Consider the following 24636-nt stretch of genomic DNA (forward strand, 5'->3'; position numbering starts at 1 on the left):
ATAGTTGTCAGATCCCGACATGGAAAGATCTGCGAGCATCATTTCGTCAGGGAACGCTCGTGCGGTCGTATCTGGTCAAGACGACTTGCGCGACAGCCGCCGGGCATTGCCGCGCACGCGCTTGCCATAGGGCTTGAGGGCGGCCGAGGCAATCGCCGTTCCACCAAGGCCAAAGGATGCGCCGCCGCCGGTCATCAGTCGCACGGCATTATCGAAACCGGCGCGCCACAGCGCCATGTTCACCGCCATGGCACTTTCCGCCGTGGCTGCGATCTTCTCCGACACCATGCGGGTGATCTCGGTCGAATCCTGGCTCTTGCCGGTCAAGGCTGCCATCTGCATCTCTTGCAGCCGAAGCGCCATGACGAAGGGGGCTTCGAACCAGAGCGTGAACGTGTCCAGGTGAAGTCGGCGCGTTGTCATCGATGATCCCTACTCTTGTGCCGCAACAGCGGCGGTCGGATGCCTGACTATGATGCCGTCGTGAGTTTCGCGGCTGCGATTGCCCAGACAACCGCTGCCGCCAGTGTAATCGAGCTTGCCCAGGAAAAGACCTTTATGACTGTCTCCGGGGAGCCGAAGTTGATCCTCTTTGTGAATGCTGTGAGCAGTACGACGGCAAGCACGGCGAGGTTTGCGAACAGAACCGGCAGAACATAGGTCCCGAGCGCAGCGTAGAACCTTTTGAACTCGGCCGCATCCTCAAACAGCGCATATCGTGCGATGAGGACCAAGGGAACAATCAGGGCGAAGAGGCGCAGTTGGCTTTTCATGGCCGGATTGTCCCTTGGGCTCAAAGCCTGACGTCGAGCCGCAGACTATTCGCTCGCCGCAGCGCCGCCGGTGCGCGCGGCGCGCCCGCCGCGACGACCGCCGGAGGCTGCCGGGGCTGCTGCCGCCGCCACGGCATGGCCGCCTTCTGCCGGCTTGTGGTCACGGTAGGTCCTGATCCAGTTGGTGCAGTTGGCGTCGGTGCCGTTCAGCACGTTTGCGGCGCGCACGGCTTCCATTTCCTGCGGACGGCAGGGGTTCATGATGGCGGACGTCATACCGGCGCCGATGACCATGGGGATGAAGCCGGCATTGATGCCGTGGCGATGCGGCAGGCCGAAGGAAATGTTGGAGAGGCCGCAGGTGGTGTTGACCTTCAACTCTTCGCGCAGGCGGCGCAGAAGGGCAAACACCTGTCGGCCGGCGTCGCCCAGCGCGCCGATCGGCATGACCAGCGGATCGACGACGATGTCGTGCGGCTTGATGCCGTAATCCATGGCGCGTTCGACGATCTTCTTGGCGACGGCGAAGCGCACGTCCGGATCCATCGAAATGCCGGTTTCGTCGTTGGAGATGGCGACGACAGGCACGTCGTATTTCTTGCAGAGCGGCAGGATCGCTTCCAGCTTTTCCTCTTCGCCGGTGACGGAGTTGACCAGCGGCCGACCCTTGGCGACCTTCAGCGCCGCCTCGATCGCGGCCGACACGGAGCTGTCGATCGACAGCGGCACGTCGACGAGGCCTTGGACGATTTCGAGCGTCTTGACGAGCAGCGGCGGCTCGGTCTCGTTCGGGTTGACGGCGGTGACGCCGGCATTGACGTCGAGCATCGTTGCGCCGGCAGCGACCTGCTCCAGCGCGTCCTTGATGACGGTGTCGAAATTGCCCTCGATCATTTCGGCGGCCAGCTTCTTGCGGCCGGTCGGGTTGATGCGCTCGCCGATGACGCAGAAGGGCTGGTCGAAGCCGATGATGATTTCCCGGGTGGCGGAAGCGACGATGGTACGGGTCATGTAAGATCCTTTGATCCTGTGGCGTCGGGTTTCGTTGTCTCACCCGTTGATCGATGGAGGCGACGGACGGACCGGCGCCGGTTTGTCTGCAAATGCCTTAGTGGGGATGGTGGGCTGCGGCCTCGGCCATCTCCTGCTGGTTTTCTTCCTTGCCTTCGCGAATGTGCTCCATACGGGAGGCGACAAGTGCGTCGGTCGGCAGCGTCTCGCGTTTCCAGGGTTGGCGCCCCTTCAGCACGCCCGATTCATGCACGATCTCCGCGACATATTCTTCCTGGCGATAGGCCATCACGTGGACGCCGGAGACGCCTTCGATCTCCTTGACCTCGTTGATGATGTCGATGCAGAGCTGCTTGCCTTCCTTCTTCTGGTCCTGGGCACCTTCGAGCCGCGCGATGATGCTGTCGGGAATGTGGATACCCGGCACGTTGGAGCGGATCCAGCGGGCGGTTTTCGCCGACGCCATCGGCCCGACACCGACGAGGATGAAGCATTTTTCGTTGAGGCCGAGATCGCGCACCTTCTTCATGTATTCGCGGAACATCGGCACGTCGAAGCAGTACTGGCTCTGGACGAACTGGGCACCGGCCTCGATCTTCTTGGCGAGACGATAGGGGCGGAAGTCGTAGGGCGGTGCAAAGGGGTTGATGGCAGCGCCGAGAAATACCTGCGGCGGCGTCGTCAGCTTGCGGCCGGAGAGGAATTTCGTGTTGTCGCGCATGATGCGCACGGTTTCGAGCAGCGACATGCAGTCGAGGTCGAACACCGGCTTGGCGCCCGGCTGGTCGCCGGCCTGCACGCCGTCTCCCGTCAGGCACATGACGTTCTGCACGCCCATGGCGGACGCGCCGAGCACGTCGCCCTGGATGGCGATGCGGTTCTTGTCGCGGCAGGCGATCTGCATGATCGGGGCGTAACCCATGCGCGTCAGCAGCGCGCAGATGCCGACGGATGACATGTGGCAGTTGGCGCCGGAGGCATCGACCGCGTTGATGCCGTCGACCCAGCCGTCGAAGATCGCCGCGCGTTCGTAGACGTCATGCGGGTTGGCGCTGTCAGGCGGGTTGAGCTCGGCGGTCACGGCGAACTCGCCGCGGCGCAGCACGCGCTCCAGCCGTCCGCGCGAGGAGTGGCCTGGCAAGGGGTCGAGCGGCGCGCCGGGGTCGTGGGGGTTGTAGTCGGGGCTCATGCCTGGTTCTCTTTCGCCTGCGCTTCGCGGCGGGCGGCAGCTTCCGCCGTCACCCGCAGCCAGGAGGAGGTTTCGCGCAGCGATTGGTTGACCGGTTTCTGCACGTTCAAGATCGCGTCACCCTTCGTCATGTTCTGCGAGCCTTTCCACGCCTGCACCCAGACGCAGGGCATATCCGGCTCGACCTCGCAGTTGCCGTTGGCGCGCACACCGCCGCAGGGGCCGTTGCGCAGTTGCTTCGGACAGTTCATCGGGCAGGACATGCCGGTCGATGACAGCGCGCACTGGCCGCACATGCGACAGTCGAACAGAAAGCCCTTGACGTGGCGTTCGACGAAGGTGACGGGTCGCTCCACCCGGTTGTAGCCGATCGCCTTCCACAATGGATGCAAGAGCAGGAACAGGTCGGCAAAGCGGTTGTAGAACCATTCGAGGAAGCGGGAATTGCGCACGGCCCAGAGCCGGACCGTATATTTGTGGCGCGAGCGGCGGCTCGGGGAAACGCCCGATGGCGTAAAGGCGCCGGTCGCAGCCTTGGCGGCGGCCGCTGCATTGCCCTTGACGATCTTCGCCTCCGCCGCACCCGCGATCTTCGGCTCAGCCATTGTCGCGGCCCCCGGATTTGACAAGAGCAACCAGGCGCTCGCGATCAAAGGCCGCTTCGAGTTCGGCGGCGGCCCGATCGGCTTCCGCCTCCAGATCGTCGGAGACGGGCTCGGGCTCGGCCTTGCGCCATTCCGCGAGATAGTCGTCGGTTTCGGCGGCACCGGTGCGCATGGCGCACATGTCGATCGCCTCGGTAAAGCGCAGCGAAAGCTCGCGCTTGGCGGTGGTGCGGCCCTTCTTGATGATGACCTGGGCCGGTATGTCGCGCCAGTAGACGATTATGCGATCTGCCATCGGGTGTCGTTCTCCTCCTCTGCATGTTTCCTTTAGTCGGAGCCGATTAAAGGTCAAAAACATGCAGCACTCTAAAGTGCTACAGCGACCTTTGCGCGTCTGATGGGACGCGCGGCGCTGTAGTGCGACAATGCTTATGTCCGGGCGTCGTGGCTCACCTCGCCACGACGTTGGATATGTCCAAAAACGACGCCGGGGCAGAACGTCGGAAGCCCCCGGCACTCTACGCGTTAAGGCGTTGCGGGCAAGCCCATGCTTCGGGATATCCATCGCTTGCGGAGTGCCAGAAATTTCAGGGTCTTAGGGCCTTCAGACTGCCAAGGGCAGTGAGCGGGCAGCGGCAAATCTGCGGGCGGTTTTCCTACCAGATGCCGCGCCGAATTCCGTTCCAGAGCCATGTCCAGATCGGCGGGTGATACCATTGTTGCGACGGGCCTGCGACATCGAGCGGTCGCAGCTGGCCTTCGAGAGCATCTCCGACGGCGGCAATGGCGATGTCGGTGGACGCGGCCGTCTGAAGCAGCGGATAGGTGTGCATCGTATCGCGGCGGGCGGGCATCTGGCGCGACTGGTAGAGGATGCCGCCGGTATCGACGCCTTCGTCGACCAGATGCACGGTCGCGCCGAAATTGCCGACATCGTCGTTGATCCGTGCCCAGTAGCCGCCCATCAGGCCGCGATAGCGCGGGTTGATGCCGGCATGGAAATTGATCACAGGGCAGGGGATCTGCGTCAGGACCGCCGGCTTCAGCATGCGGCAACTGATGAGAAAGACGACCTCGGGCGCGAGCTGCCGGATATGGGTAGCGGCCTCGCCGTCGTTGACGGAAACTATGTGCCGCACTGGCACATGCGGATCGGGTGTTGCCGATACGCCGTAGAGCCGCAGGATTTCCTGCGCTCTTTTCCGGGTAAAGCGCTTGCCGAAGCGCGAGGCAACCATGGTTGCCAGTTGCCCAAGGGCCGTCGGCCAGCCGAGCTTTCGCGCCCGTCGGCGCAGGAAAAGGCCCTTGGATTCCGGCTGTTCCTCAAGAACGACGATATCGTCAAAACGCGCGGCGAGCGCATTGATCATGATCCACGGATTTTCACCGCCTGCCGTCATGACGACGACGCGGCCCGGCTGTTTGCCGGTGGTGATCGTTTCGTTTTCTGCGTCCGCCATGCCGGGCCCTGATGCTTCGGTCGCAACAGATTTGGCGGTTACCCCGTTACCGGCGGCTTAAGGGTGTGGTGGTTGGCCGGGGTCTCGGCGGGAGCGGCTTGCGCAGTTGGCAATCAAAAGCGACCTGCAATCGTCCGCTCACAGACCGTCGCGTACTTTCGATGGCAGCATCCTCGCAAGGGTTCCATCCTTCAGGACCCAATGATGCAGGAGAGCGGCTAGGGCATGAAGTGCGATCATGCCGATGAAGATGGGCTTTGCGGCAGCGTGAATGTCACCGAATTCATCGGAGACATAAAGTGCCATCAGGCCAGTGACGGGGACAGCAACAAGCAGGACATAGAACAGTATATGCATGGCCCGTGATGCGAGCTCGAGCGGTTTTGACGCGGCTGCCGGCGGCGGTGCGCCGATAGCGGCGCGCACCAGGATGCGCACGGCAACCAGAGCCAGAACGGAAAGTCCGACCCAATAGTGTGCGCTTGCCAGGAACTGGTCGGCGCCGGAGGCGGTTTGTCCCTCTTCCGCTGCATCGACGACCGTTGTCATGCTTTCACCGAACACCAATTGGAAAAGGACCAACAGGGCAATCGTCCAGTGAAGCGCAATCTGCAAGCGCGAATATTTCGCTACGATCTGGGTCATGTGCATCTCCAACAAGCGATCTCTGCCGTTTGCCTATCGCGCAAACGCTGTCTGCCAGCTGTCCGACATCGGGCTTATGGGTTCGAGAGGATGTGGCGAAACGTCGAGGCGGTCGTCGAACGAAGCGGTGAGCACCGGATTTTGCGCGCCCTATTAGGCGACCATGACGACGCGGCCTTGCTGCATATTGGGGGGATGGTTCTGTTGGCCGCGTTACCGTCCGACGAGCGTTGGACGTGGATGCCGGGCCTATACCAGGATTGGCTGTCGGGCAACGGCTCGGCGGATACAGGGACTGCCGGCCCGGATCGTATCGACAGGCGTCACGATGTGCCTTTACGATCCGAAGCGGATTTTGAGATCTACCGGAAGTCTGCGGCCGTCAGGACGTAGATCGTCCGGCGCCCGTGGGCGTAGGCTGCCTTTGCAACGTCGTAAATCTTGTTGCGCGCGGCGTCGAATGCCTGCAGGCAGGCCGCCTCGGTCGTGCGGGTGGGCGCGCCACGGGCGAGCGCTTCCGCCTCGACATAGAAGGGCACTTCCAACATGCCATCGTGGCCAAGGAAGCGAACGGCTTTTCTTGTATCGTCGAAACTTCGGCTTTGGTTGGGGAAGCTCAGTGACATGGGATGGTCCTTTCTAGGCGGTAAGCCAACTCGGCCAGCGGTCGGCCGGGCGGATAGGCGTTCGGCTTCGCGCCGTGCCATCACAGGATCCGGCCGAAAAGGATCGTCATTATGACGACGGCGATGGCGACCGTCACGGCAATCCAGGCAAACAGACCGCGATAGTCGAAGAGATAGATATGAGCCGGTATGTGGTACTTCATGATCGCCTCCCGTGGCTGATCTGTTCGGATGCGCTGCACGATGACCCTACAGGATATGCGTTCTTCTGAAGGTTCGTTCGGCCAGGGCTGGCCCATCCTTGCCGGTGCCGACGATCATTTCGAGATTGCCCTCATCCGTCACCCGCTCATGGATTTCGCGGCTGCTCTGTACGCGATACTGGAGCGCATTGTCGCGGATCGGCAGGGTCGCGGTAATGCGATAGGTTTCGCCGGTCATCGATTCCCGCGTCAACGCCCCCTTGGAACGCACGAGCTGGCCAACGTGAAAACGGTGGATCGGCGGCGCGTCGGCCGGGCCGCGGATGATGCGTTTCGTGAAAGAGAGTGCACTCATAATTGTCTCGATCCTTCTCAAGCGTCTGTAAGAGCAACCGGCGGGAACAGCCGTTCCGCGCTTTCGCGCTGGCTGCCGACGGATGAATGATGCTCGTCGCAATGGAGCGGACGAACAGACGGTTCGAAAGAGATCTGCCTCGTAACGAAGCGCTGGCGCCAAGCACTGAAATCGAGCTTGCCTGTCTGTCGAGAATTTAGGGGATTGGGGCGGTTCGACGTTCTGATACCGCGAAAGCCACATTCGGCCAAATCAACTTGGCTCTACCATAGCGCGTCGATTGAGTTTCAATTGAGGCGGTTGTGCATTCTGGCCGAGTTGAGCTCTCCTATTCGTCCGCCTTGACCGATGTCTCTCTGGAGGCCGCAGCTTTCCCACGACCGATGGATCACGCGTTGCCTGCGGCCTGGAATGCGACGAAGGTTCGATCGAAGTTGTCTTGAGCCGAACAGCTGCCAAGACGTTGCAAAAGGCGCTTCTACGGTTTCTGAGCCGAGATTCCCGGCCGAACGGTGCGGGCTTGCGAGCATGGCTGCTGGCGGCTTTCCGTTCGGTTTTACCGAGGCGAATGATGAGCACGATCTTAAAACCCGTTGCTTTGCCGCTTGGCTAGGCTCAAACATGAGTTGCGGTAAACGTCGGGTGGTCACGTTTGCCGTGCCGACATCGTCGCATCCGCACGGTGTCTCAAAAAGCGGGGGTGTTCCATTGATTGATTCAAAGCCTGGTATCGTGGATCAGGTCCTCGCCGATTTGATCAGTGATCAAATTGAGAAACGTCAGGCAACGGAGCTTCGAGCCGTGCTCTCGACCGGTAACGAGATCACCATGCATGGGAAGTTCACCATCGGCCGTGACTTCATCATTTACCGAACGGCCAAGGATGACAACGGCCGTTGGGCGATGACGCCGTTCTCCCACATCGTGCAATTGATCGTTTGACGCGGTAACTCCGCCGCGCCACAGCCCTTGCAAGCAAGATATGTGGTACACTTTCTTGCGTTGCCATGCGGCGACCGGATACCTGAAAATGCTCCTTAACCGCACGGACCGCGAGGCCATAAGGAAGGCACCCGCGCGTCTCCTTGCCAGAAATGTTCGACCTGACAACGGCGACGAATGCTGCAACCCGCATTCACAGCGCTCCGAATATGGAGGAAGGCGCCATGTCAAATCGTCTCGTATTCTCTCTGCTCATCGTCACCATGAGTATCCTGCTGGTCTGGGCATTCAGGCCTGCGCCGGTCACGTTTACAGGGTCCGCGCCGACAACGCAGTCTGATAGCCTGACCCAGTGACGTCATCAAACGTCGCCGACCTGCAGCGCATCTGGTGCTGCCCGTCTCTGCAGAGGTGCGGCTCGCTTCGAGGCGGCCAATTGGTGTCGTTATGGAACCGCCGCCCAAGCCACGCGTTCCTGTGCGTTAGACTTCGGGCACTACCGGCATTCCGCTGGCATCCCCGATGGGAAAAAATCATGAAAACGCTTCTATTCGCATTGGGCGTGGCTGCCGCCACGTCGTGGTCGGCCTTTGCCGCCGAGCCGGCCAAGATGGTCGACACGAAGGTGGGCAAGGTCATGACCACGGGTACGGGCATGACCCTCTATACGTTCGACAAGGACACCAAGGGCAAGTCCAACTGCGACACCAATTGCCTGAAGATGTGGCCGGCGTTCCACGCCGCCGCGAAATCCAAGGCGGAAGGCGAGTGGTCGCTGGTCAAGGACACAGCCGGCAAGGACATGTGGGCCTACGATGGCAAGCCGCTCTACACCTATGCCGAAGACAAGAAGGCCGGAGACGTCAAGGGTGATGGCGTCAACGGTGTCTGGCGCCGCGCCAAGTAAGTCCGTCCATTCGATGGAGGGCGGCGTTTTCGCCGCCTTCTATGCGGGCTGGAACGAAGACACTTCTGGCGCGTTATAGAACGTTGGAGTACAGCACAAAATAGCATCGTCCATCATCGTGATTGACGATCACCAGGGTACTCCCAGGAGACCCAAATGGATATCACCACACTGCTCATCATAGTTCTGATCGTTCTCGTCCTCAGCGGTGGCTGGTACGGTCGCGGTCGCTGGTATTGAATATTGTTCAGTGGACGGACACTCGCATGCCCTTCCTGGATTGATCGGATTGTTCCGAGGAGGTCCTCGAAGGGGGATTGCCCAATATCGCGCGGCGATAAGGGTTCGTGAGTTCACGTCGTTGCGATCACTCGATTCTCCAAGCTTTGAAAAACGGCGTACCGCTATCGGTTGCCAATGCTCGTCGCTTACCCGAACCATGAAACGCAGGGCCGGATCGCCGCGCGACGCTTCCATCGCCATGTCTGCGGTGAGGCGAAGCGGCCGGAAAATGCGGTGCGACTACCGGCGTGCGCCTATGCTCGGGCCGGTCGCACGCTGCCGGCGTTGACGCGGTTTCGCGTTCAACCCGGCTTGGCCAGACCCGCTTGCCGCTCGGCGTTCGTGCAGAGCAGCGCGTGGGTATGGCTATGGCGAGGTGGCGGAAATGTGCCCCGAAACGAAGGCGGATCGGGCAATGTCAGACCTTCGCAGATGGATAGGACCTGTTCTCGGCACCAGTGCGCTTGCGCTGCTGGTCGTTGCTTGCGCGCTGGTTCTTTGGCCCTTCCTATCGGCGATAATGTGGGCTGCGGTGATCTGTTTCTCGACGTGGCCGCTCTATCGCCACTGCGAGCGCGCGGTCGGAGGCTACCGCGCCTTTGCCGCAGCGATCATGACGATCCTGGTTGTCATCGTTGTGGCCGCACCACTAGCTTTTCTTGTGACCGCGCTCGCCGACGACATAGGAAATCTGGGCGAGGGAATTGCGCATGTCCTGGGTGAGGGGCCTCCCGCGCCACCCAACTGGGTAAGGAGCCTGCCGGTCATTGGCGAAAGCGTGGCGGTTTACTGGGAAAACCTCGCACATGATGCCCCAGCGTTTATCGCCGAACTCAAGAAATTCACGGGCCCTGTCACCGATATCGCTCTTGCGGGTGGAGCCGCCCTCGGTTCCGTCGTCCTTGAACTCGCGCTCAGCATCTTCATCACCTTTTTCTTGTTCCTGCACGGTCGTCGCATGACCGGTTTCATGCGCCAGATCAGTGAGCGTGTTGCCGGTCCCCGTGGCAAGAGATTGCTGGCGGTCATCGGTCTGACGGTGAAGGGCGTCGTCTACGGGATGATCGGAACCGCTCTTGCGCAAGGCTTGCTGGCCGGGATCGGTTTCTGGATCGCCGGCGTCCCTCAACCGATATTGTTGGGTTGCCTGACTTTCGCATTGTCATTCGTGCCGGGAGGCCCGCCCTTCGTGTGGGCGCCTGTTGCACTCTGGTTGCTCTTTCAAGGTTCCATGGGGTGGGCGATCTTCATCGCCATCTGGGGCCTCTTGCTCGTCAGCGCCATTGACAATTTTATTCGTCCCTATCTGCTCAACCAAAACAGCAACCTGCCCGTTTTGCTCAGCTTGTTCGGGCTTGTTGGCGGCGTTCTGGCTTTCGGGTTGATTGGGCTTTTCCTTGGGCCGACCCTTTTGGCAGTCGCATACAACCTGTTTCTCGAGTGGGCAGCAGCCGAACTTGATGAGCAGGCGCAATCGGCGTCGCATTCCCCGTTGCCCGAGGACATCGGAACCGGCCCAAGGGGCTAGGTTGCCATCTCATGCCAACCTCCGCGTTTGTCGTTGCGTCAGTTTGACTGAGAAATCGATGAGTAAACGTCGCGCCTGGGCGGTGCCGCATTTCACGGCCTTTTGTACATTTGCCCAAGGGCACGTCGAGCTTGTTGGGCCGTAACAGCCTTTGCCCGGCTCGATAAAATCAAGCCGGGCCGATTTTCGTGTTAGAGCGTTTCGTTGTAGACGACGTCAGAAACACCCTGTCTCTCTGCTCTCACGCAACTCCTGACGGAAATACGCGTGCGCATTATTACCGGAAATATTCTAGGCCGCTTTTTCTGCGTTCTGATTTACCACCTTGGTGGCGATCGCCGTCAGAGCAATGTCTGTCGCCTGCTCTTCGTCGAGCGTCGTCTGTAGAAGCTTGGCGGCATCTTTCATGCCCAGTTCCAGCGCCCAGGTCCGCAACGTGCCGTAGCGTGACATTTCGTAATGTTCGACAGCCTGCGCAGCGGCAAGCAATCCGGCGTCGAGCGCGGGCGAGCCTTCATACTCGTCCATGACCGAGGCGCCTTCCTTGGTGATGCCCATGATCGCGTCACATGTCTTCTTTTCCGGCTTCTTGCCGATGATCTTGAAGACCTCCTCCAGCCGCTCGACATGAACCTTTGTCTCTCCGAGATGCTTGACGAAGGCATCCTTGAGCTGCTTGCTCTTGGCGGCATCGCGCATCTTCGGAAGCGTGTCGACGATCCTGTTTTCAGCGAAATAGACGTCTTTCAATGTATCGTGAAAAAGCACGTCCAGTGTTTTGATTTCCTTGGCCATGATGGCTCCTGTGGTTGGAGGGCTCTCTGTCATGCTCCAGGCAACGTGCCTGGTCGTGCTGGCTGCCCGTGAGGGGCGGCCAGGTATTTGAGGTCAGATAGTTGGCGGACGGTGCTAGCTGCGTAGGGTTGGGCGGCTAGCGAGTGCCTCGATGATGAGGAACACTCGTTTTTACCTGGCCGGGATCGCGGCCCTCACGCGTTCTGGCTGTTCGGATGTCGACGATTGAGTGGCTTTTCGCGGCGTTTGGAATGCGGCGCGTCTCGTGCCATAGGGCACATTCCAGAAGCGATGACTCATCCGTGTTGCCGAACCGGAGTTCGTCCATGATGAATCTCGCCAAGCGATCGGCCTGTACGCCGCGCTCTTGCATCCGTGTCTTTGAACAGGTCGCCTCAAAAACCCTACGCACCAATGAAAGATCGCGGGGGCTGAGGTGGTGGCCCGTCAGGCTGGGTAGTGTGTGCATCGAATTCTCCCGTTTGGAACAGTGGAAGGGCTGACGGCCGCTCTGTTGACGTTCAAGCCGGCGGTCAAGCAGGAGACTTGGCGGTGACGCTTGAACGAGCGCCGCCTTCGTCATCCCATCGGTCTATTGCTTCGGCTTTCGTCTGCGCCGGCGTTCGATGTTCTCCGCTCGAGGCATTGCCACGCTCGACAAGGGCTGCAGCAAGCATTTCGCGGCTGTCGATACCGTTTTCGAGCGCAGCCATCAGGAAGCGCGTCGCCACAAGCCTTGCACTTGGATCTGCATTTGCCGTCGTTCCGTAGAAACCGGCAGCCGTGAGCACCTCGACCAACAGGGTGAGGTCATCGTTATCAAGATAGTGTTCTGGATGGTTGGAAGACATGACGTCCTCCTTTGCTTGGGGCACAGGCACATAGACTCGTTCGCGACAGCGCCCGCTTCAATCGCTGTCGACCAACCACCATGCGCGCAATAACGCATGGAGGCAACCGACTTCAGTAAAGCGCGGAGCATAAGCGCGTTATCGTCTAATGTTGTGTCGCTGCCAGGTGCCGGGCGTCCATCGCATTTGCGAGATCGATCCTGCGCGGACCGGCTTTCGCAAAGATTTCACGCGCGGCGAGCGGTGCCAAACTGTAGGCCAGAATGAATTCCTCCAGATCGTAGACTGCATCCCAGCCGCGCAGCAGTGCCTCTCTTTCATATTTGACATGTCTGGTCATTGAACGCTCCCGCGTGTCGGATCTCGGCGCAAAGACGGCCATTTGTGAGGCGGCGGAGGAAGCGTCAGATAGGTTGTCGTGTGATCTTTAAACGGGATGGGGCGCGCTTGGTTCCAAAATAAATACGCGGAGTTCAAAAGAAACGTTGCCAGTATTGCAGATTTATTCGCGTATTATGCCGCGTCAATAAATGCGATAACTGTCTTTTATGTATTTTGTATGTCCCTATTACGATTGTTTATGTCCTTGTTTGTTTTTGATTTTTAACGGATGATTTCGGTAGTTTCATGGCGGCCTGGAAATTATTTCGGTTGATCCCATTATTGAGTCTTTGATACTTGAGAAATATGTTCGGGAGCGGTTTTGTCGGGGGTGTAGTGATGACGATTGCTGCTTTTTCCACCTATATGCTGGCGCAGCTCCTGGCGGCGGTGACGCCGGGCCCGGCGATGTTCGCGGTGATTTCGACAGGTGTCAGTCGTGGCACCGGCCCGGCGCTTGCCTGCGGGCTCGGCATCGCGCTCAGTGACATGGTTCTGGTGAGCGTGGTGCTTGCCGGCCTTTCGGTCATTGCGCAAACCTTCGGCTGGCTGTTCCTGGTGATCAAGTATGCCGGTGCCGCCTACCTGATGTTTCTGGGCTATCGCATGTGGCGGGCAGCCGCGGCGCCGCCGGCCGATGCTCCGGCGGGGCAGGCGGGGCTTTCCCGCGGGGCTGCCATCGGTTTCGGCAATCCCAAGGCGATCCTGTTTCATGCCAGCCTGATGCCGCTGATCCTCGATATCGGCGCGCTCGATCGGTTCGGCATCGCTGCGGTGCTGGCGACTGTCTTTGTCGTCAACATCGTGACAATGGGAGGCTACGGTCTGCTGTCGGCTGCCTCATCACGCTGGTTTCGCACCACCGGTGCCGTGCGCGCTCTCAACCGCGTGGCCGGCAGTGCGATGATCGCGACCGGCGTGGTGATTGCTGCGCGCAGCTAGCGCCGCATGCCCGAACGCCACATTGCTGAATCCCCCCAAGCAAAGTCAGCCTGCATCCGGGGTTGGAGGGGCTGTGGGGCCGCTCTTTAGGGCGTGTTCAGCTTTCTGTGTCACCTCTGACGCATCCGTTCAACAAGCCGGAGAGTCGATGATGGGCGTCGTGACGCTAGGGGACGTTGACCGCCAGATCGGCCGCGGGTTCAGATTCTTGCGCTTTTCGCGCGATATCGAGGCGGCTTTCCTGCGCGATTACGCCACAAGCCGCGTCAGGCTTGCCGTCGTTTGGGCAGTGATCGGCACGCTCATCTACGACAGCGTGTATTTCGGCGACGCGACGATGATGCCGGATGTGTTCTGGCCGCTCGTCTTCGTTCGGTTCGGCATCTTCACGCCCTTCGCCCTGATCAGTGTGCTGGCACTCCGGCGCTGGCCGAGCGCGCGCAACTACGATCTCCTTGCCATCTCCGTCGCCGTGCTTGGCGTGTCGCTGCCGATGTCGGTCGCCGTCTTCAGCAACAGCCCCTATCTGTTCGTCTACCAGAACGGCAATGTTGCGGCGTTCCTGTTCTTCGTCATTGCGCTCCGGCCTCGGTTCTTGACGATCATGATCGGGCTGGTGCTGATGTGCGCCGTGCAGTTTACGACGACGAAGCTGAGTGGGGCCTTCGACGATGTCGTCTACACCGGCATCGTCACGTTCTACGTGACGCTGGCGATCTTCCTGGCAATGAGCGCCTATTTCATGGAGCACAAGGACCGGCTCAATTTCCTCCATCAGCTGCGCGGCAGCCTGCTGCACGCGGAGCTGGAGCGCAAATCCGAGCGCGACGAACTGACAGGTCTCCTCAACCGCCATTCGCTGGCGCGCGTTCGCCAGACGATCTGGAACGAGCAAGGCGCTGCGGCCACGGTGGCGGTGATCATGCTCGATATCGATCGCTTCAAGCTGTTCAACGACGTTCACGGCCATATCGAAGGCGATGATTGCCTGCGGGCCGTCTGTCGCTGCATCCTGCGCGAGGTGGCCGGGGCGGGCGAAACCTTCCGCTTCGGCGGCGAGGAGATCCTGGTGCTGATGAGCGAGGTCGAACGGGAAGATGCGCGCGACATGGCCGAGAGGATAAGGGTGGCGATCGAGGCGCTCGGCATCCGCAATCGCGGCCTTGCCGATGGGCAGGTCGTCACCGCAAGCCTTGGCGTCGTCTTGGGAAAACCGAACGAAGCCTCGCTGGAAGACCTGCTTCGGGCGGCGGATGCCGCACTTTATGAGGCAAAGCGCGGCGGCCGGAATACCGTCTCGCTCTTCGATGGCACGTGGCGCGGGCCGACCGGCGCTGGCCCCGGGGAAAAGCCAGGGGAGCTTTCCATCCTGCTCGCGAGCTGATGGTCAAACGGACCATTTTGACCGGGTCAGTCACCAGTGCTGGCTGATTGCGCGATCAGGCGCGCAGCAGCGATGTCGTCAGGTCGCCATAGCCGGTGAAGCGGTATTCGTATTCGAGGCCGAGATAGTCGGCAGCCTCCTTCGCCTTTGCCTGCAGCGCTTCGTCCTCCTGCTGCGAGAGGTAGATGAGTTTGCGGTAATGGCCGAAATACATGTCCCGGAGTTCCGGGTGGCGCTTGAGGCCGAGCGGCTCGACGACGAAGGCCTCGAACTGGCGGGCGAGGAAGTCGGTGAGGAAAAAGGCGGTCAGGTCGTCGTCCCAGCGGCCGGCAAAATCCTCGTTGCCGGCGAAAAAGGAATAGCAGTGCGGGCCGGGGATGCGCTCGACCTTTTCCTCCTCGCAGAGCCGGTCGAGATGGCCGCCGGTGCCGCAATCGGCATAGGCGACGAAGATGCGCTGAAAGCCCTCCTGCCGAGCCTTGGCGATCGCTTCCCGGACCCCAGGGGTGATCTTGTCGGGCGTGTTGTGCCAGATGGCGGGAAGGCAGGCGAGGTCAACATGATCGAGCCTGTTGGCCTGACAGACGGCAAGAATTTCGCGCGCGATCGCGCCGCAACCGATGACGTGAACTTTTTCCGGTTGTGTGCGTTCTATTGTGCGCGATACATTTTCCATCTCGATTCCACTTACCCATCAATGTGAAGGAAGCTGGCCATGAAAGCACAAACCATTGCGACCGTCAGTGTCATCCTTGTTGCTTTGACGACGCTCAGTGCCTGCGGCAACACCATCCGCGGCATCGGTCAGGATACCGCAAACACCGTCAACGCGACACAGTCTGCGGGCAAGAAGGTGGCCAACGCCGCCAACTGATGCCCTGAAAATGAAAAAGCCGGCCGCAAGCGTCATTGCTGCGGCCGGCTTTCTTGTTGATGAACCAGACTCAGCCGGCAGCGAGCAGGTTGTGCTTGCGCTTCATGAAGTCCTTGGCTGTCTCGACCGCGACGGCCGCGTCGCGGCAGTAGGCGTCGGCGCCGACGGCCTTGCCGAATTCCTCGTTGAGCGGCGCGCCGCCGACGAGAACGACGTAGTCGTCACGCAGTCCCTTTTCCTTCAGCGTATCGATCACGACCTTCATGTAGGGCATGGTCGTGGTCAGGAGCGCCGACATGCCGAGGATGTCGGGCTGCTCGCGTTCGATCGCTTCCAGGTAGTTTTCGACCGGGTTGTTGATGCCGAGGTCGACGACATCGAAGCCGGCGCCTTCCATCATCATGCCGACGAGGTTCTTGCCGATGTCGTGAATGTCGCCCTTGACGGTGCCGATCACCATCTTGCCGAGCTTCGGTGCGCCGGTTTCGACGAGAAGCGGCCGCAGGATGAACATGCCCGCCTTCATCGCGTTGGCCGACAGCAGCACTTCCGGCACGAACAGGATGCCATCGCGGAAGTCGACGCCGACGATGCGCATGCCTTCGACCAGTGCCTGCGTCAGGACGTCGTAGGGCGTCCAACCACGCTTGAGCAGGATGTTGGTTGCGTCCTCGATCTCCTCCTTGAGGCCGTCATAGAGGTCGTCATGCATCTGCTGCACAAGTTCCTCGTCGGAAAGGTCCTCGAGAATGATTTCATCGTCTGCCATAGTAGGGTTCCTCGGTTCCTGGCACGGCCGGGCTAAAATCCGGACACGTTCAACAATCAATAGCGGTCGACGTGTAAAAATCTGTTTTCGAAAGCGACGTCGCATATGACAAAAAGCGACGGACGAGCAGCTTCTTTCGAGGCCTGTATATTCTTAACAAAAACAATATATTCGCGCCATGCGGTTTTTGGACGGCGATGACGCAGATCGCAGTGTTCGAGTTGCGCCACTCGTTGGCGCATTGAGACCCGTACAGTCCCTGCGGCTTGGTAGCATTAGGGCCAACTGGTGCTTCAAGGCGCAAGATCAAGAAATGCGCGGGAGAGGAATGAGTACATGAGCGACGTGACAGAACAGGACGCGGTTGAGGGTGGCGGTCGCCGCTCGCGTGGCGAGGGGCGGGGAGCGGCGGCACGGCGTGCCTCGCGCACCGGCGGCGGCCCGGGGCCGTCGCTGCCTCACATCCAGCGCAAGATTCGCGAATATGAGGTCTTGGACGAAGAGGGCCTGGAGCTCATCGAGCGCAACGCCGATATTATCCTTGAGGAAATCGGCATCGAGTTCCGTGACGACGCCGAGGCGCTGGAGCTTTGGAAGCAGGCGGGTGCCGACGTGCGCGGCCAGCGCGTCCACTTTCCGAAGGGTCTTTGCCGCGAGCTTCTGAAAACGGCGCCGTCGGAATTTACCTGGCACGCCCGCAACCCGGCCCGTAGCGCCCAGGTCGGCGGCAAGGCGACGATCTTCGCGCCGGTCTATGGCCCCCCCTTCGTGCGCGATCTCGAAGGCGTCAGGCGTTATGCGACGATCGAGGACTTCCGCAATTTCGTGAAACTCGCCTACATGGCGCCGTCGATGCACTCATCCGGCGGTACGGTCTGTGAGCCCGTCGATATCCCGGTGAACAAGCGTCACCTCGATATGGTCTATAGCCACATCAAATATTCCGACAAGCCGTTCATGGGCTCGGTGACGGCGCCCGAGCGCGCCGAAGACACGATCGCCATGGCGAAGATCGTCTTCGGCGATGAGTTCGTCGAAAACAATTGTGTCACGCTCAACCTGATCAACGCCAACTCGCCGATGGTTTTTGACGAAACCATGGTGGGTGCGCTCAAGGTCTATGCCCGCCACAACCAGGCCTGCGTTCTCTCGCCCTTCATCCTTTCGGGCGCCATGAGCCCGGTGACTGTTGCCGGCACGCTGACGCAGATCCTGGCCGAAGTGCTGGCCGGTGCCTCCTTCACCCAGCTGATCCGCAAGGGCGCGCCTGTCTTGTTCGGCACGTTCGCGGCCTCGATCTCGATGCAGTCTGGCGCGCCGACCTTCGGCACGCCGGAGCCGTCGCTGGTTTCCTATGGCGCGGCACAGCTCGCCCGCCGTCTGAAGCTGCCGTTCCGCACCGGCGGTTCGCTCTGTGGCTCCAAGGTTCCGGACGCGCAGGCCGCGCATGAATCGGCCAATACGCTCAACATGACGCTGCTTGCCGGCACCAATTTCGTCCTGCATGCGGCCGGCTGGCTCGAAGGCGGTCTGATCTCTTCCTACGAGAAGTTCATGATCGACCAAGACCAGCTCGGCATGATGCAGAAGATGGCCGAAGGCGTGGATCTCTCCGAAAACGCCCAGGCGCTCGACGCCATTCGCGAAGTCGGCCCGGGCAGCCATTACCTCGGCTGCGCCCACACCCAGGCCAACTTCCAGACCGCGTTCTACCGGTCGCCGCTTGCCGACAACAACTCCTACGAACAGTGGGAAGTGGAAGGCGAAAAGCGTATCGAGCAGCGTGCCAATGCTCTTTGCCGCAGCTGGCTTGAGCATTACGAGGCGCCTTACCTCGATCCCGCAATCGACGACGCGCTCAAGGCCTTTATCGAGGAGCGCAAGAATTCGATGCCCGACGCTTTCACCTGAAAGGGTCCCGAGCGAGCCAGGGAGCAAGGCGGCGCGGCGCAGGTGGCTGACATGATCCAGAAGGAGGTCTGGCGCCCGCATTACGATCTACAGGGGCCGAAACCGAAATGACGGCGCCATCCGCATCTGCGGAAATTCGACTAGACGCAGTCCGTGCGGCTCTTGAGCCGCACGGACTTTTTTTGCGCGGCACGCTGAACTTTGCTTCCGTCGATATCGCACCACTGCTGGCGGATGGCCGCCCGGCCGCAAGCGTGGCGCTGATCGGCAATGTCGGCGGCTCGCTCTGGCAGCCGTTCGTGCGCTGGTGCGAGGACGCGCCGGATCGGGGCGACAGAGACCCGCTCGACACCTGGTCGAAGGTGGTGATCGGCGAGATCGCCCTTGCAATCGGCGCGACGGCCTATTTCCCGTCGGACCCGCCCTGGCAGCCGTTCCAGCAATGGGCGATGCGCGCGGAAGCGCTCAAGGCTTCGCCATCAGGTATTCTCATCCATCCACGCTACGGTCTCTGGCATGGCTATCGCGGCGCGCTCGCTTTCGACAGACCCTTGCCCGTCGAAGACGAGCGGTCGGCTGCGCATCCCTGCGACAGCTGTGTGGAAAAGCCGTGCGTTTCCGCCTGTCCCGCCGGCGCACTCGATCCTCTGCAATTCGATGTCGGCCTCTGTCGCGGTCACCTCCGAACAGAGGCGGGCAGGAACGGCTGTCTCAAGCGCGGATGTCTTTCCCGCGATGCTTGTCCCGTTGGGCGGGACTATCGCTATTCGCCCGATCAGCTACACTTTCACATGGCCGCGCTCAGCCTTTGATCGATCACGCCCGGCTCTGGCGCGCAAAGATGGTGCAAATCTCCAAAATGACTAAAATTGGAGTTGTCGTGGAAAGATAATTTTATCGAATTTATACCGATCTGGACGGCGTGGCGTTGGAGTTCATCGTATGAGAGGCAGCCCAGTCGTATCCGTGAGCAACTATCCTCCGCAGCTTTCGCGTGAGGACGTGGAAGCGCAGATCTCTCGGCTTAACAGCATTCACGCCGCCAACAGCCAGATCCTGGAGGATGCCTTCAAGCGCCTGCTGGCGATCGGCGCCGGCCATGCGGCTGTGATCGTCGCCTGCATCACAGGGTTCGATGCGCTGGTGGATCGCTCTGTATTGGCCGGCGACCTGCTTCCCAACGCGATCGACATTCTCCGGAAATTCGCCCTCACGGTCAGCGCCCTCGGCCTGTTCTTCACCATCTGGGCAATTGGCAACAATTATGGCGAGGTACAGAAGGAAGCAAAGCGCCATGCGGTCAAGCTTGCGACGACCCTGCGGGAAAAGCGGCAACTCGTCTCGCTGTCGCAGGATGTGCTGAACCGCGATCCCAAGTCCTATGCGCTTGCGGGTGTCGGTGGTTTTGCCTGTCTCTGCGTGATCTTTGGGCTTGCGGCGGCGGCCGGGTGTTATGGGCTCGTCATGGGCATGGGGCTGCTTCTGGGCGGTTGATGAAGTCGAGATCCGTTTGCGTGGTTCCTAGCGGAAGTTGGGATTGCCGAAATCCCTGATCGAACCCTTACAAGGAACATCGCCGAGCCGGCGCAAGTGGACGGCGGTTTCAAGATATTGCTCCATCTCTTCCGCCTTGGGCAACAGCTGGCGCGTTAGTTTGGGAAGACATGCGACAGATGCTTCTCCGTAGATGCATTTGTCAGGAAGATCGGTGCCGGAACCGGAATACTGCGAGACCTTCACCCCATAGAAGCGCGCTATCGCGTCGCGCATGGTTCCCGCTCGACGGAACTTCCGCATATCGTCGGATGCGGTAGTCAGCTTCATGCCAATTATGTCAACCCCTTGATTGTTCTTGATCGCCAGCGCCGCGAAGTAGGCGGCTACATCCGTTGAAGTATAACCTGGGATGTCTGGATAGGCTCCGGATTGAGCATAATGAGCCAGATGTACATATGCCCAATTCTGTGGGTCCGAACGACCATCCCACACTTTCAGCCAATCGGCTGAACACTCTTCTTTTCTCGAACTTGGCAAACTGCACGACGCGATCAAAATACAGAAAACCGCGAGTAAGGCCTTGGCGCCATGTCGGCGAATGTTGTTGACAACGACTCTAGCGGTGTCCGCCTCGTTCCGAGGCGCCGCAAATTGGCAAGAGATCCGTGTCACATGGGCCACGCTGCTAGACGGCTTTGCAGTCGCAATGCGATCCGCCACGGCTCTCTCTCCATTTCACGCATTCACCAAACTCTGCTTTGTCGCGCGCGACCTGCGTTAAGTTGATACGATTCGAGCGAGATGTCGCCAGAGTATGTAAGCTGGCCGACTTCCTGGCTTTGCGCCAGAACCGCCTCAATCTCCGTCATGCTGGGTGGCTGATTCGATTGGACCTTTTGCCATGCCGCTTTTCCCAAAACCTTTTCTCGTCGGTGCCGTTCTCTCCGCCGGCCTTGCCGGCCCGGCGCTCGGCGCCTGCCGTGATGTCAACCATCTCGGGCAGGACTATATCGCCTGCACCGTCGACCCGGCGGAAAATGACATTCGCCTCTACAACAAGGATCAGGCGGGCGTTCCCTTCCGCTCGTTCCGGGCGTTGTCGCTGGAGCTGCGTCATCGCGAAGAATACATGCTGTTTGCCATGAACGGCGGCATGTACCACGACGACCTGTCGCCGGTGGGCCTCCATATCGAGGAGGGACGGGAGCAGGCGCCGCTCAACACCAACACCGGCTGGGGCAATTTCCATCTGCTGCCGAACGGCGTCTTCTACATCGATGGCGGCAAGGCCGGCGTGATGGCGGCAGACGCCTATCGCGATGCCAGGATTGCACCGCGGTTCGCCACACAGTCCGGCCCGATGCTGGTGATCGACGGGGCGTTACATCCGCGTTTCCTGCCCGACAGCACCAGCCTGAAAACCCGCAACGGCGTCGGCGTGACGGCAGCGGGCGAGGTGGTGTTCGCCGTCTCGAAACGCCCGGTGCGCTTTCACGATTTCGCGACGCTGTTCCGCGACGAACTCGACTGCCCCAACGCGCTGTTTCTCGACGGTACGATCTCCAGCCTCTACGCGCCCGATATCAACCGGCACGACCGGCTGTTTCCGATGGGGCCGATGATTGCCGTCGTCGGAAAATTCCCGCGATAGTTTTTTCTTTGAGGTCGCGACGATTTTTTCGCGACGGCCCCAAGGAATCGTCGCCGTGCAACGTCTAAGGTTTGAAACAGGTGGGAGCGGGCACGCCATTGGACGCTGAACTCGTCGACAAAGCAGTGTCTGGAGACAGACGAGCGTTCGGCCAACTGGTCGAGCGGCACTATGATTTTGTCCATGCCGTCGCCTGGCGCTGGTCGGGCAATGCGGCGGATGCGGAAGACATCGCCCAGGATGTCTGCGTGCGTCTGGGCAGCGCAATTCGCGGCTTTCGCGGCACCAGCCGCTTTCGCACCTGGCTCTACACCCTTACGCTCAACGCTGCGCGCGACCACAAGCGCCGCCAGATGCGCGACACCTGCAGGATGCAGGCCTATGCCAGCGAGCAAGCGGTTCTCGGCGGCGGTCAGACGGGCGAGGACGAGCACCAGGAGGCGCTCTGGACGGCTGTGAGGGCCTTGCCGGAAAAACAATGCGACGCGGTGCTGCTCGTCTATGCCGAGGGGATGAGCCATGCCGCCGCCGCCGACGTGCTGGGTTGCTCGGAAGCGACCGTGTCCTGGCATGTGCACGAGGCGCGCAAGCGGCTGAAGACATTGCTTGGCAAGGAGGCCGTGTGATCATGACCGACGATTTCGACAAGCTCTCCGGGCTGACCTCGCCAAAAGTTTCGAGCGAGGCACGCGCCCGTGCGCTCACCGCTGCCATGCAGGCCTTCGATGCGGTTGAAGAAAATTCGGCCACCACCCAAGGATCGGCGATGCCGGTTCGTCAAAGCTCCATCATCAACCGGATATGGAGCCCCATCATGAACAGGAAACTGCTTGCCGGATCGGCACTCGCCACGCTGCTGGTTATCCCCGCCGCCGCCTTCCTGACGCTGGAACTGACGCGCAACACGACGCTGCCGGGTGATATCGGCACGGAGATTGCGGTGAAGGAGGCGCCGAAGCAGAAGGCTGTTCTGCAGCAGAAGCCATCTCCGACTGCAACAGCGGTGGACGAAAGCCTCGCTGCTGCGAAGAAGCAGGACGCCTCCGGCCTTGTGGCCCCGGCGCCGGTTGGTTCCGACGCTCAGGTACAGGTACAGGTACAGGTACCGGCCGACGACCCGGATATTGCCAGGTTGCTTGACCGCCCCCGCGAGCAGAAGACAGTCGAAGCCCAGTCCGCACCGCAAGCCGCGAGCCCGGCACCCGCCGCCGAGGCCGAAGCGGACGCGATGGCCAACCAGATGATGAGCGACAACCTCGCACCGCTTTCGGCAGAAGGCGGCGCGCAAGGGCGGCTGACCTACCTGCCGGCACCCGTCATTGCGCAGGAGATGCAGCCCGCTGCGCAGGAAAACCGTGACCGCTTCCAAAAGGCCGACAGCAACCCGGTCAAGAGCGTCGCCACCGATCCGGTTTCGACCTTCTCGGTCGATGTCGACACGGCGTCTTACGCCTTCGTGCGGCGCTCGCTGATGGAAGGCCAGATGCCGGATCGCGATGCGGTACGCGTCGAGGAGATGGTCAACTACTTCCCCTACGATTGGGCGCGCCCGGCGAGCGCCACCGAACCGTTCAAGACGACAGTGACGGTGACGCCGACGCCGTGGAATGGCGGCACGCGGCTGATGCATGTGGCGATCAAGGGCTATGACGTCGTGCCGGCAGAGACGCCGAAGGCGAACCTGGTATTCCTGATCGACGTTTCCGGCTCGATGGACGAGCCGGACAAGCTGCCGCTGTTGAAGGGGGCGTTCCGGTTGCTGGTCGAGAAGCTGAAGCCCGAGGATACGGTGTCGATCGTCACCTATGCCGGCAATGCCGGTACGGTGCTGGAGCCGACCGCGGTGAAGGACAAGGCGAAGATCCTTTCGGCAATCGACACGCTGCAGCCCGGTGGCTCGACGGCCGGTGCCGAGGGCATCGATGCCGCCTACCGGTTGGCCGAGAGGGCCTTCGTCAAGGGCGGCGTCAACCGCGTGATGCTGGCGACCGATGGCGATTTCAATGTCGGTCCGGCGAGCGATGACGAACTCAAGGAGATGATCGAGGCGAAGCGCAAGAGCGGCATCTTCCTGTCGGTGCTTGGCTTCGGTCGCGGCAACTACAACGACGCTCTGATGCAGACGATCGCCCAGAACGGCAACGGCACGGCTGCCTATATCGACACGCTGGCGGAAGCGCAGAAGACGCTGGTGGAGGAGGCGGGTTCGTCGCTGTTCCCGATTGCCAAGGACGTCAAGCTACAGGTTGAGTTCAACCCTGCGGCGATCGCCGAATACCGGCTGATCGGCTACGAGACCCGGGCGCTGAAACGCGAGGATTTCAACAACGACAAGGTGGATGCCGGCGACATAGGCTCCGGCCACAGCGTTACGGCGATCTACGAGGTGACGCCGAAGGGCAGCCCGGCGGTGCTGAACGACGACCTGCGCTACAAGGCCGCGGAAAAGCCGGCCGGCGGTGTGAAGGCGAAGGACGGCGAACTCGCCTTCCTGAAAATCCGCTACAAGAAGCCGGATGGCGAAAGCAGCGAACTGATCACCACGCCGGTGACCGAGGCGAATGCCGTGCCTGCACTCGTCGACGCGCCGAACGATGTCCGCTTCTCGGTGGCCGTGGCGGCATTCGGGCAGAAGCTTTCGGGCGTGACGGCGCTGTCGGACTATTCCTATGATGCAGTCGTCGATCTGGCGGCAGCGGCCAAGGGAGCGGATCCGTTCGGCTATCGCGGCGAGTTCGTCAATCTGGTGCGGCTTACCAAGGGGCTTTCGGGCGGTGGCGGTTCGGCCAATTGAGGGGCGGCGCGGATTTCGGCGCGATAGCCTCGAGCTGGGCGCTTGGCGCAGCCCCTCATCCGGCTGCCGCCATCGTCTGACGTAGCCTGCGCTGCGCCTGGTCCGGTCGGTAGGCGGCGGGAGTTCAAGGGCCTGGTTGACCAAAGGTGATAGTGCGATGTCGGCAACCATTGTCCTGATTAAAGGTGCCGTTTCCTTGTCCGCGGATCGCACCACGTCCCTCATTCCTGTGCTTGTCACAGGAATCCAGTAACGGCGCGT

The 24636-nt window shown here is 60.9% G+C and carries 29 protein-coding genes; 12 read left to right on the forward strand and 17 right to left on the reverse strand.

Features of this window, described 5'->3' with window-relative positions:
- Positions 1 to 75: 75 nt before the first annotated feature.
- The 11 genes from BLJAPNOD_RS12205 to BLJAPNOD_RS12255 all read right to left on the reverse strand — a co-directional run bounded on the left by BLJAPNOD_RS12205 (position 76) and on the right by BLJAPNOD_RS12255 (position 6867).
- Positions 76 to 423 (reverse strand): hypothetical protein, encoded by a 348-nt coding sequence (locus BLJAPNOD_RS12205; RefSeq protein WP_077503877.1) that lies wholly within the window; start codon positions 421 to 423, stop codon positions 76 to 78.
- Positions 424 to 470: 47 nt separating this feature from the next.
- Complete coding sequence (locus tag BLJAPNOD_RS12210) at positions 471 to 773, reverse strand: hypothetical protein (RefSeq protein ID WP_115419993.1); 303 nt, start codon at positions 771 to 773, stop codon at positions 471 to 473.
- 45 nt (positions 774 to 818) lie between these two features.
- On the reverse strand, positions 819 to 1784 hold the full coding sequence (locus BLJAPNOD_RS12215) for a methyltetrahydrofolate cobalamin methyltransferase (RefSeq protein WP_077503875.1): 966 nt from the start codon (positions 1782 to 1784) through the stop codon (positions 819 to 821).
- A 97-nt stretch (positions 1785 to 1881) separates the two neighbouring features.
- Positions 1882 to 2973: a methylenetetrahydrofolate reductase gene (locus BLJAPNOD_RS12220; RefSeq protein WP_115419994.1), complete on the reverse strand. Its 1092-nt coding sequence runs from the start codon at positions 2971 to 2973 to the stop codon at positions 1882 to 1884.
- Positions 2970 to 3578 carry a methylenetetrahydrofolate reductase C-terminal domain-containing protein gene (locus BLJAPNOD_RS12225; RefSeq protein ID WP_077503873.1) on the reverse strand — a complete coding sequence of 203 codons (609 nt, stop codon included), beginning with the start codon at positions 3576 to 3578 and terminating at the stop codon, positions 2970 to 2972. Before BLJAPNOD_RS12225 ends, BLJAPNOD_RS12220 begins: the two co-directional genes overlap by 4 nt.
- Complete coding sequence (locus BLJAPNOD_RS12230) at positions 3571 to 3873, reverse strand: virulence factor (protein ID WP_077503872.1); 303 nt, start codon at positions 3871 to 3873, stop codon at positions 3571 to 3573. The genes BLJAPNOD_RS12225 and BLJAPNOD_RS12230 overlap by 8 nt, the downstream gene beginning before the upstream one ends.
- A gap of 361 nt (positions 3874 to 4234) precedes the next feature.
- Positions 4235 to 5038 carry a formyl transferase gene (locus BLJAPNOD_RS12235; RefSeq protein WP_115419995.1) on the reverse strand — a complete coding sequence of 268 codons (804 nt, stop codon included), beginning with the start codon at positions 5036 to 5038 and terminating at the stop codon, positions 4235 to 4237.
- A gap of 138 nt (positions 5039 to 5176) precedes the next feature.
- Positions 5177 to 5683, reverse strand: a complete 507-nt coding sequence (locus tag BLJAPNOD_RS12240; RefSeq protein WP_115419996.1) for a cytochrome b/b6 domain-containing protein — start codon at positions 5681 to 5683, stop codon at positions 5177 to 5179.
- A 362-nt stretch (positions 5684 to 6045) separates the two neighbouring features.
- The gene (locus BLJAPNOD_RS12250; protein WP_077503868.1) at positions 6046 to 6309 is read right to left on the reverse strand and encodes a DUF1488 domain-containing protein; all 264 of its coding nucleotides are present in this window, start codon (positions 6307 to 6309) and stop codon (positions 6046 to 6048) included.
- An 80-nt stretch (positions 6310 to 6389) separates the two neighbouring features.
- Positions 6390 to 6512, reverse strand: coding sequence for a hypothetical protein (locus tag BLJAPNOD_RS36370; protein WP_256372318.1), 123 nt, complete (start codon positions 6510 to 6512; stop codon positions 6390 to 6392).
- Positions 6513 to 6558: 46 nt separating this feature from the next.
- A complete protein-coding gene (locus BLJAPNOD_RS12255; protein ID WP_115419998.1) occupies positions 6559 to 6867 on the reverse strand; it encodes a hypothetical protein in 309 nt (102 codons plus the stop codon).
- A 711-nt stretch (positions 6868 to 7578) separates the two neighbouring features.
- On the opposite strand from BLJAPNOD_RS12255, the gene BLJAPNOD_RS36470 reads away from it, so the two are divergent.
- The 3 genes from BLJAPNOD_RS36470 (at position 7579) to BLJAPNOD_RS12275 (ending at position 10526) form a co-directional block, all read left to right on the forward strand.
- A complete protein-coding gene (locus tag BLJAPNOD_RS36470; RefSeq protein ID WP_171986890.1) occupies positions 7579 to 7809 on the forward strand; it encodes a hypothetical protein in 231 nt (76 codons plus the stop codon).
- A 535-nt stretch (positions 7810 to 8344) separates the two neighbouring features.
- Positions 8345 to 8716 (forward strand): hypothetical protein, encoded by a 372-nt coding sequence (locus BLJAPNOD_RS12270; protein WP_115419999.1) that lies wholly within the window; start codon positions 8345 to 8347, stop codon positions 8714 to 8716.
- 697 nt (positions 8717 to 9413) lie between these two features.
- Entirely contained in the window at positions 9414 to 10526 is a 1113-nt protein-coding gene (locus tag BLJAPNOD_RS12275; RefSeq protein WP_115420000.1) for an AI-2E family transporter, read from the forward strand.
- Positions 10527 to 10817: 291 nt separating this feature from the next.
- On the opposite strand, the gene BLJAPNOD_RS12280 is transcribed toward BLJAPNOD_RS12275, so the two are convergent.
- The 3 genes from BLJAPNOD_RS12280 to BLJAPNOD_RS12290 form a co-directional block, all read right to left on the reverse strand.
- The gene (locus BLJAPNOD_RS12280) at positions 10818 to 11321 is read right to left on the reverse strand and encodes a DUF892 family protein (RefSeq protein WP_115420001.1); all 504 of its coding nucleotides are present in this window, start codon (positions 11319 to 11321) and stop codon (positions 10818 to 10820) included.
- A 533-nt stretch (positions 11322 to 11854) separates the two neighbouring features.
- Positions 11855 to 12172: a hypothetical protein gene (locus BLJAPNOD_RS12285; protein WP_115420002.1), complete on the reverse strand. Its 318-nt coding sequence runs from the start codon at positions 12170 to 12172 to the stop codon at positions 11855 to 11857.
- Positions 12173 to 12317: 145 nt separating this feature from the next.
- Positions 12318 to 12512, reverse strand: coding sequence for a hypothetical protein (locus BLJAPNOD_RS12290; RefSeq protein ID WP_115420003.1), 195 nt, complete (start codon positions 12510 to 12512; stop codon positions 12318 to 12320).
- Between the two features lie 380 nt (positions 12513 to 12892).
- Between BLJAPNOD_RS12290 and BLJAPNOD_RS12295 the strand changes: the two genes are divergently transcribed.
- Both BLJAPNOD_RS12295 and BLJAPNOD_RS12300 read left to right on the forward strand, forming a co-directional pair.
- On the forward strand, positions 12893 to 13495 hold the full coding sequence (locus BLJAPNOD_RS12295; RefSeq protein WP_115421274.1) for a LysE family translocator: 603 nt from the start codon (positions 12893 to 12895) through the stop codon (positions 13493 to 13495).
- 151 nt (positions 13496 to 13646) lie between these two features.
- Entirely contained in the window at positions 13647 to 14879 is a 1233-nt protein-coding gene (locus tag BLJAPNOD_RS12300) for a GGDEF domain-containing protein (protein ID WP_115420004.1), read from the forward strand.
- A gap of 55 nt (positions 14880 to 14934) precedes the next feature.
- Here the strand turns inward: BLJAPNOD_RS12300 and BLJAPNOD_RS12305 are convergent, their stop codons facing one another.
- Positions 14935 to 15555 (reverse strand): DUF1638 domain-containing protein, encoded by a 621-nt coding sequence (locus BLJAPNOD_RS12305; protein WP_115420005.1) that lies wholly within the window; start codon positions 15553 to 15555, stop codon positions 14935 to 14937.
- A 39-nt stretch (positions 15556 to 15594) separates the two neighbouring features.
- Between BLJAPNOD_RS12305 and BLJAPNOD_RS12310 the strand changes: the two genes are divergently transcribed.
- On the forward strand, positions 15595 to 15753 hold the full coding sequence (locus BLJAPNOD_RS12310; protein ID WP_077503857.1) for an entericidin: 159 nt from the start codon (positions 15595 to 15597) through the stop codon (positions 15751 to 15753).
- A 70-nt stretch (positions 15754 to 15823) separates the two neighbouring features.
- Here BLJAPNOD_RS12310 and BLJAPNOD_RS12315 read toward each other — a convergent pair whose 3' ends face one another.
- A complete protein-coding gene (locus tag BLJAPNOD_RS12315; protein WP_115420006.1) occupies positions 15824 to 16522 on the reverse strand; it encodes a B12-binding domain-containing protein in 699 nt (232 codons plus the stop codon).
- Positions 16523 to 16858: 336 nt separating this feature from the next.
- Between BLJAPNOD_RS12315 and BLJAPNOD_RS12320 the strand changes: the two genes are divergently transcribed.
- The 3 genes from BLJAPNOD_RS12320 (at position 16859) to BLJAPNOD_RS12330 (ending at position 19927) form a co-directional block, all read left to right on the forward strand.
- Entirely contained in the window at positions 16859 to 18433 is a 1575-nt protein-coding gene (locus BLJAPNOD_RS12320) for a trimethylamine methyltransferase family protein (protein WP_115420007.1), read from the forward strand.
- 107 nt (positions 18434 to 18540) lie between these two features.
- On the forward strand, positions 18541 to 19245 hold the full coding sequence (locus BLJAPNOD_RS12325; RefSeq protein ID WP_115420008.1) for a 4Fe-4S dicluster domain-containing protein: 705 nt from the start codon (positions 18541 to 18543) through the stop codon (positions 19243 to 19245).
- Positions 19246 to 19375: 130 nt separating this feature from the next.
- Positions 19376 to 19927: a hypothetical protein gene (locus tag BLJAPNOD_RS12330; RefSeq protein ID WP_147294543.1), complete on the forward strand. Its 552-nt coding sequence runs from the start codon at positions 19376 to 19378 to the stop codon at positions 19925 to 19927.
- 27 nt (positions 19928 to 19954) lie between these two features.
- On the opposite strand, the gene BLJAPNOD_RS35175 is transcribed toward BLJAPNOD_RS12330, so the two are convergent.
- A complete protein-coding gene (locus BLJAPNOD_RS35175) occupies positions 19955 to 20650 on the reverse strand; it encodes a hypothetical protein (protein WP_147294544.1) in 696 nt (231 codons plus the stop codon).
- 181 nt (positions 20651 to 20831) lie between these two features.
- On the opposite strand from BLJAPNOD_RS35175, the gene BLJAPNOD_RS12340 reads away from it, so the two are divergent.
- The 3 genes from BLJAPNOD_RS12340 (at position 20832) to BLJAPNOD_RS12350 (ending at position 24375) form a co-directional block, all read left to right on the forward strand.
- Positions 20832 to 21581, forward strand: a complete 750-nt coding sequence (locus BLJAPNOD_RS12340) for a phosphodiester glycosidase family protein (protein WP_115420011.1) — start codon at positions 20832 to 20834, stop codon at positions 21579 to 21581.
- A gap of 98 nt (positions 21582 to 21679) precedes the next feature.
- The gene (locus tag BLJAPNOD_RS12345) at positions 21680 to 22207 is read left to right on the forward strand and encodes an RNA polymerase sigma factor (protein WP_115420012.1); all 528 of its coding nucleotides are present in this window, start codon (positions 21680 to 21682) and stop codon (positions 22205 to 22207) included.
- A complete protein-coding gene (locus BLJAPNOD_RS12350) occupies positions 22204 to 24375 on the forward strand; it encodes a VWA domain-containing protein (protein WP_115420013.1) in 2172 nt (723 codons plus the stop codon). The genes BLJAPNOD_RS12345 and BLJAPNOD_RS12350 overlap by 4 nt, the downstream gene beginning before the upstream one ends.
- The last annotated feature ends 261 nt before the right edge of the window (positions 24376 to 24636 follow it).

This window comes from Ensifer sp. M14, assembly GCF_003355565.1.
Classification (GTDB): Bacteria; Pseudomonadota; Alphaproteobacteria; order Rhizobiales; family Rhizobiaceae; genus Ensifer.

Excerpts from the sequence above, each read along its gene's own strand:
- BLJAPNOD_RS12205 (WP_077503877.1), bottom strand. The coding sequence starts at position 423 with ATGACAACGCGCCGACTTCACCTGGACACGTTCACGCTCTGGTTCGAA.
- BLJAPNOD_RS12210 (WP_115419993.1), bottom strand. The coding sequence starts at position 773 with ATGAAAAGCCAACTGCGCCTCTTCGCCCTGATTGTTCCCTTGGTCCTC.
- BLJAPNOD_RS12215 (WP_077503875.1), bottom strand. The coding sequence starts at position 1,784 with ATGACCCGTACCATCGTCGCTTCCGCCACCCGGGAAATCATCATCGGC.
- BLJAPNOD_RS12220 (WP_115419994.1), bottom strand. The coding sequence starts at position 2,973 with ATGAGCCCCGACTACAACCCCCACGACCCCGGCGCGCCGCTCGACCCC.
- BLJAPNOD_RS12225 (WP_077503873.1), bottom strand. The coding sequence starts at position 3,578 with ATGGCTGAGCCGAAGATCGCGGGTGCGGCGGAGGCGAAGATCGTCAAG.
- BLJAPNOD_RS12230 (WP_077503872.1), bottom strand. The coding sequence starts at position 3,873 with ATGGCAGATCGCATAATCGTCTACTGGCGCGACATACCGGCCCAGGTC.
- BLJAPNOD_RS12235 (WP_115419995.1), bottom strand. The coding sequence starts at position 5,038 with ATGGCGGACGCAGAAAACGAAACGATCACCACCGGCAAACAGCCGGGC.
- BLJAPNOD_RS12240 (WP_115419996.1), bottom strand. The coding sequence starts at position 5,683 with ATGACCCAGATCGTAGCGAAATATTCGCGCTTGCAGATTGCGCTTCAC.
- BLJAPNOD_RS12250 (WP_077503868.1), bottom strand. The coding sequence starts at position 6,309 with ATGTCACTGAGCTTCCCCAACCAAAGCCGAAGTTTCGACGATACAAGA.
- BLJAPNOD_RS36370 (WP_256372318.1), bottom strand. The coding sequence starts at position 6,512 with ATGAAGTACCACATACCGGCTCATATCTATCTCTTCGACTATCGCGGT.
- BLJAPNOD_RS12255 (WP_115419998.1), bottom strand. The coding sequence starts at position 6,867 with ATGAGTGCACTCTCTTTCACGAAACGCATCATCCGCGGCCCGGCCGAC.
- BLJAPNOD_RS12270 (WP_115419999.1), top strand. The coding sequence starts at position 8,345 with ATGAAAACGCTTCTATTCGCATTGGGCGTGGCTGCCGCCACGTCGTGG.
- BLJAPNOD_RS12275 (WP_115420000.1), top strand. The coding sequence starts at position 9,414 with ATGTCAGACCTTCGCAGATGGATAGGACCTGTTCTCGGCACCAGTGCG.
- BLJAPNOD_RS12280 (WP_115420001.1), bottom strand. The coding sequence starts at position 11,321 with ATGGCCAAGGAAATCAAAACACTGGACGTGCTTTTTCACGATACATTG.
- BLJAPNOD_RS12285 (WP_115420002.1), bottom strand. The coding sequence starts at position 12,172 with ATGTCTTCCAACCATCCAGAACACTATCTTGATAACGATGACCTCACC.
- BLJAPNOD_RS12290 (WP_115420003.1), bottom strand. The coding sequence starts at position 12,512 with ATGACCAGACATGTCAAATATGAAAGAGAGGCACTGCTGCGCGGCTGG.
- BLJAPNOD_RS12295 (WP_115421274.1), top strand. The coding sequence starts at position 12,893 with ATGACGATTGCTGCTTTTTCCACCTATATGCTGGCGCAGCTCCTGGCG.
- BLJAPNOD_RS12300 (WP_115420004.1), top strand. The coding sequence starts at position 13,647 with ATGGGCGTCGTGACGCTAGGGGACGTTGACCGCCAGATCGGCCGCGGG.
- BLJAPNOD_RS12305 (WP_115420005.1), bottom strand. The coding sequence starts at position 15,555 with ATGGAAAATGTATCGCGCACAATAGAACGCACACAACCGGAAAAAGTT.
- BLJAPNOD_RS12310 (WP_077503857.1), top strand. The coding sequence starts at position 15,595 with ATGAAAGCACAAACCATTGCGACCGTCAGTGTCATCCTTGTTGCTTTG.
- BLJAPNOD_RS12315 (WP_115420006.1), bottom strand. The coding sequence starts at position 16,522 with ATGGCAGACGATGAAATCATTCTCGAGGACCTTTCCGACGAGGAACTT.
- BLJAPNOD_RS12320 (WP_115420007.1), top strand. The coding sequence starts at position 16,859 with ATGAGCGACGTGACAGAACAGGACGCGGTTGAGGGTGGCGGTCGCCGC.
- BLJAPNOD_RS12325 (WP_115420008.1), top strand. The coding sequence starts at position 18,541 with ATGACGGCGCCATCCGCATCTGCGGAAATTCGACTAGACGCAGTCCGT.
- BLJAPNOD_RS12330 (WP_147294543.1), top strand. The coding sequence starts at position 19,376 with ATGAGAGGCAGCCCAGTCGTATCCGTGAGCAACTATCCTCCGCAGCTT.
- BLJAPNOD_RS12340 (WP_115420011.1), top strand. The coding sequence starts at position 20,832 with ATGCCGCTTTTCCCAAAACCTTTTCTCGTCGGTGCCGTTCTCTCCGCC.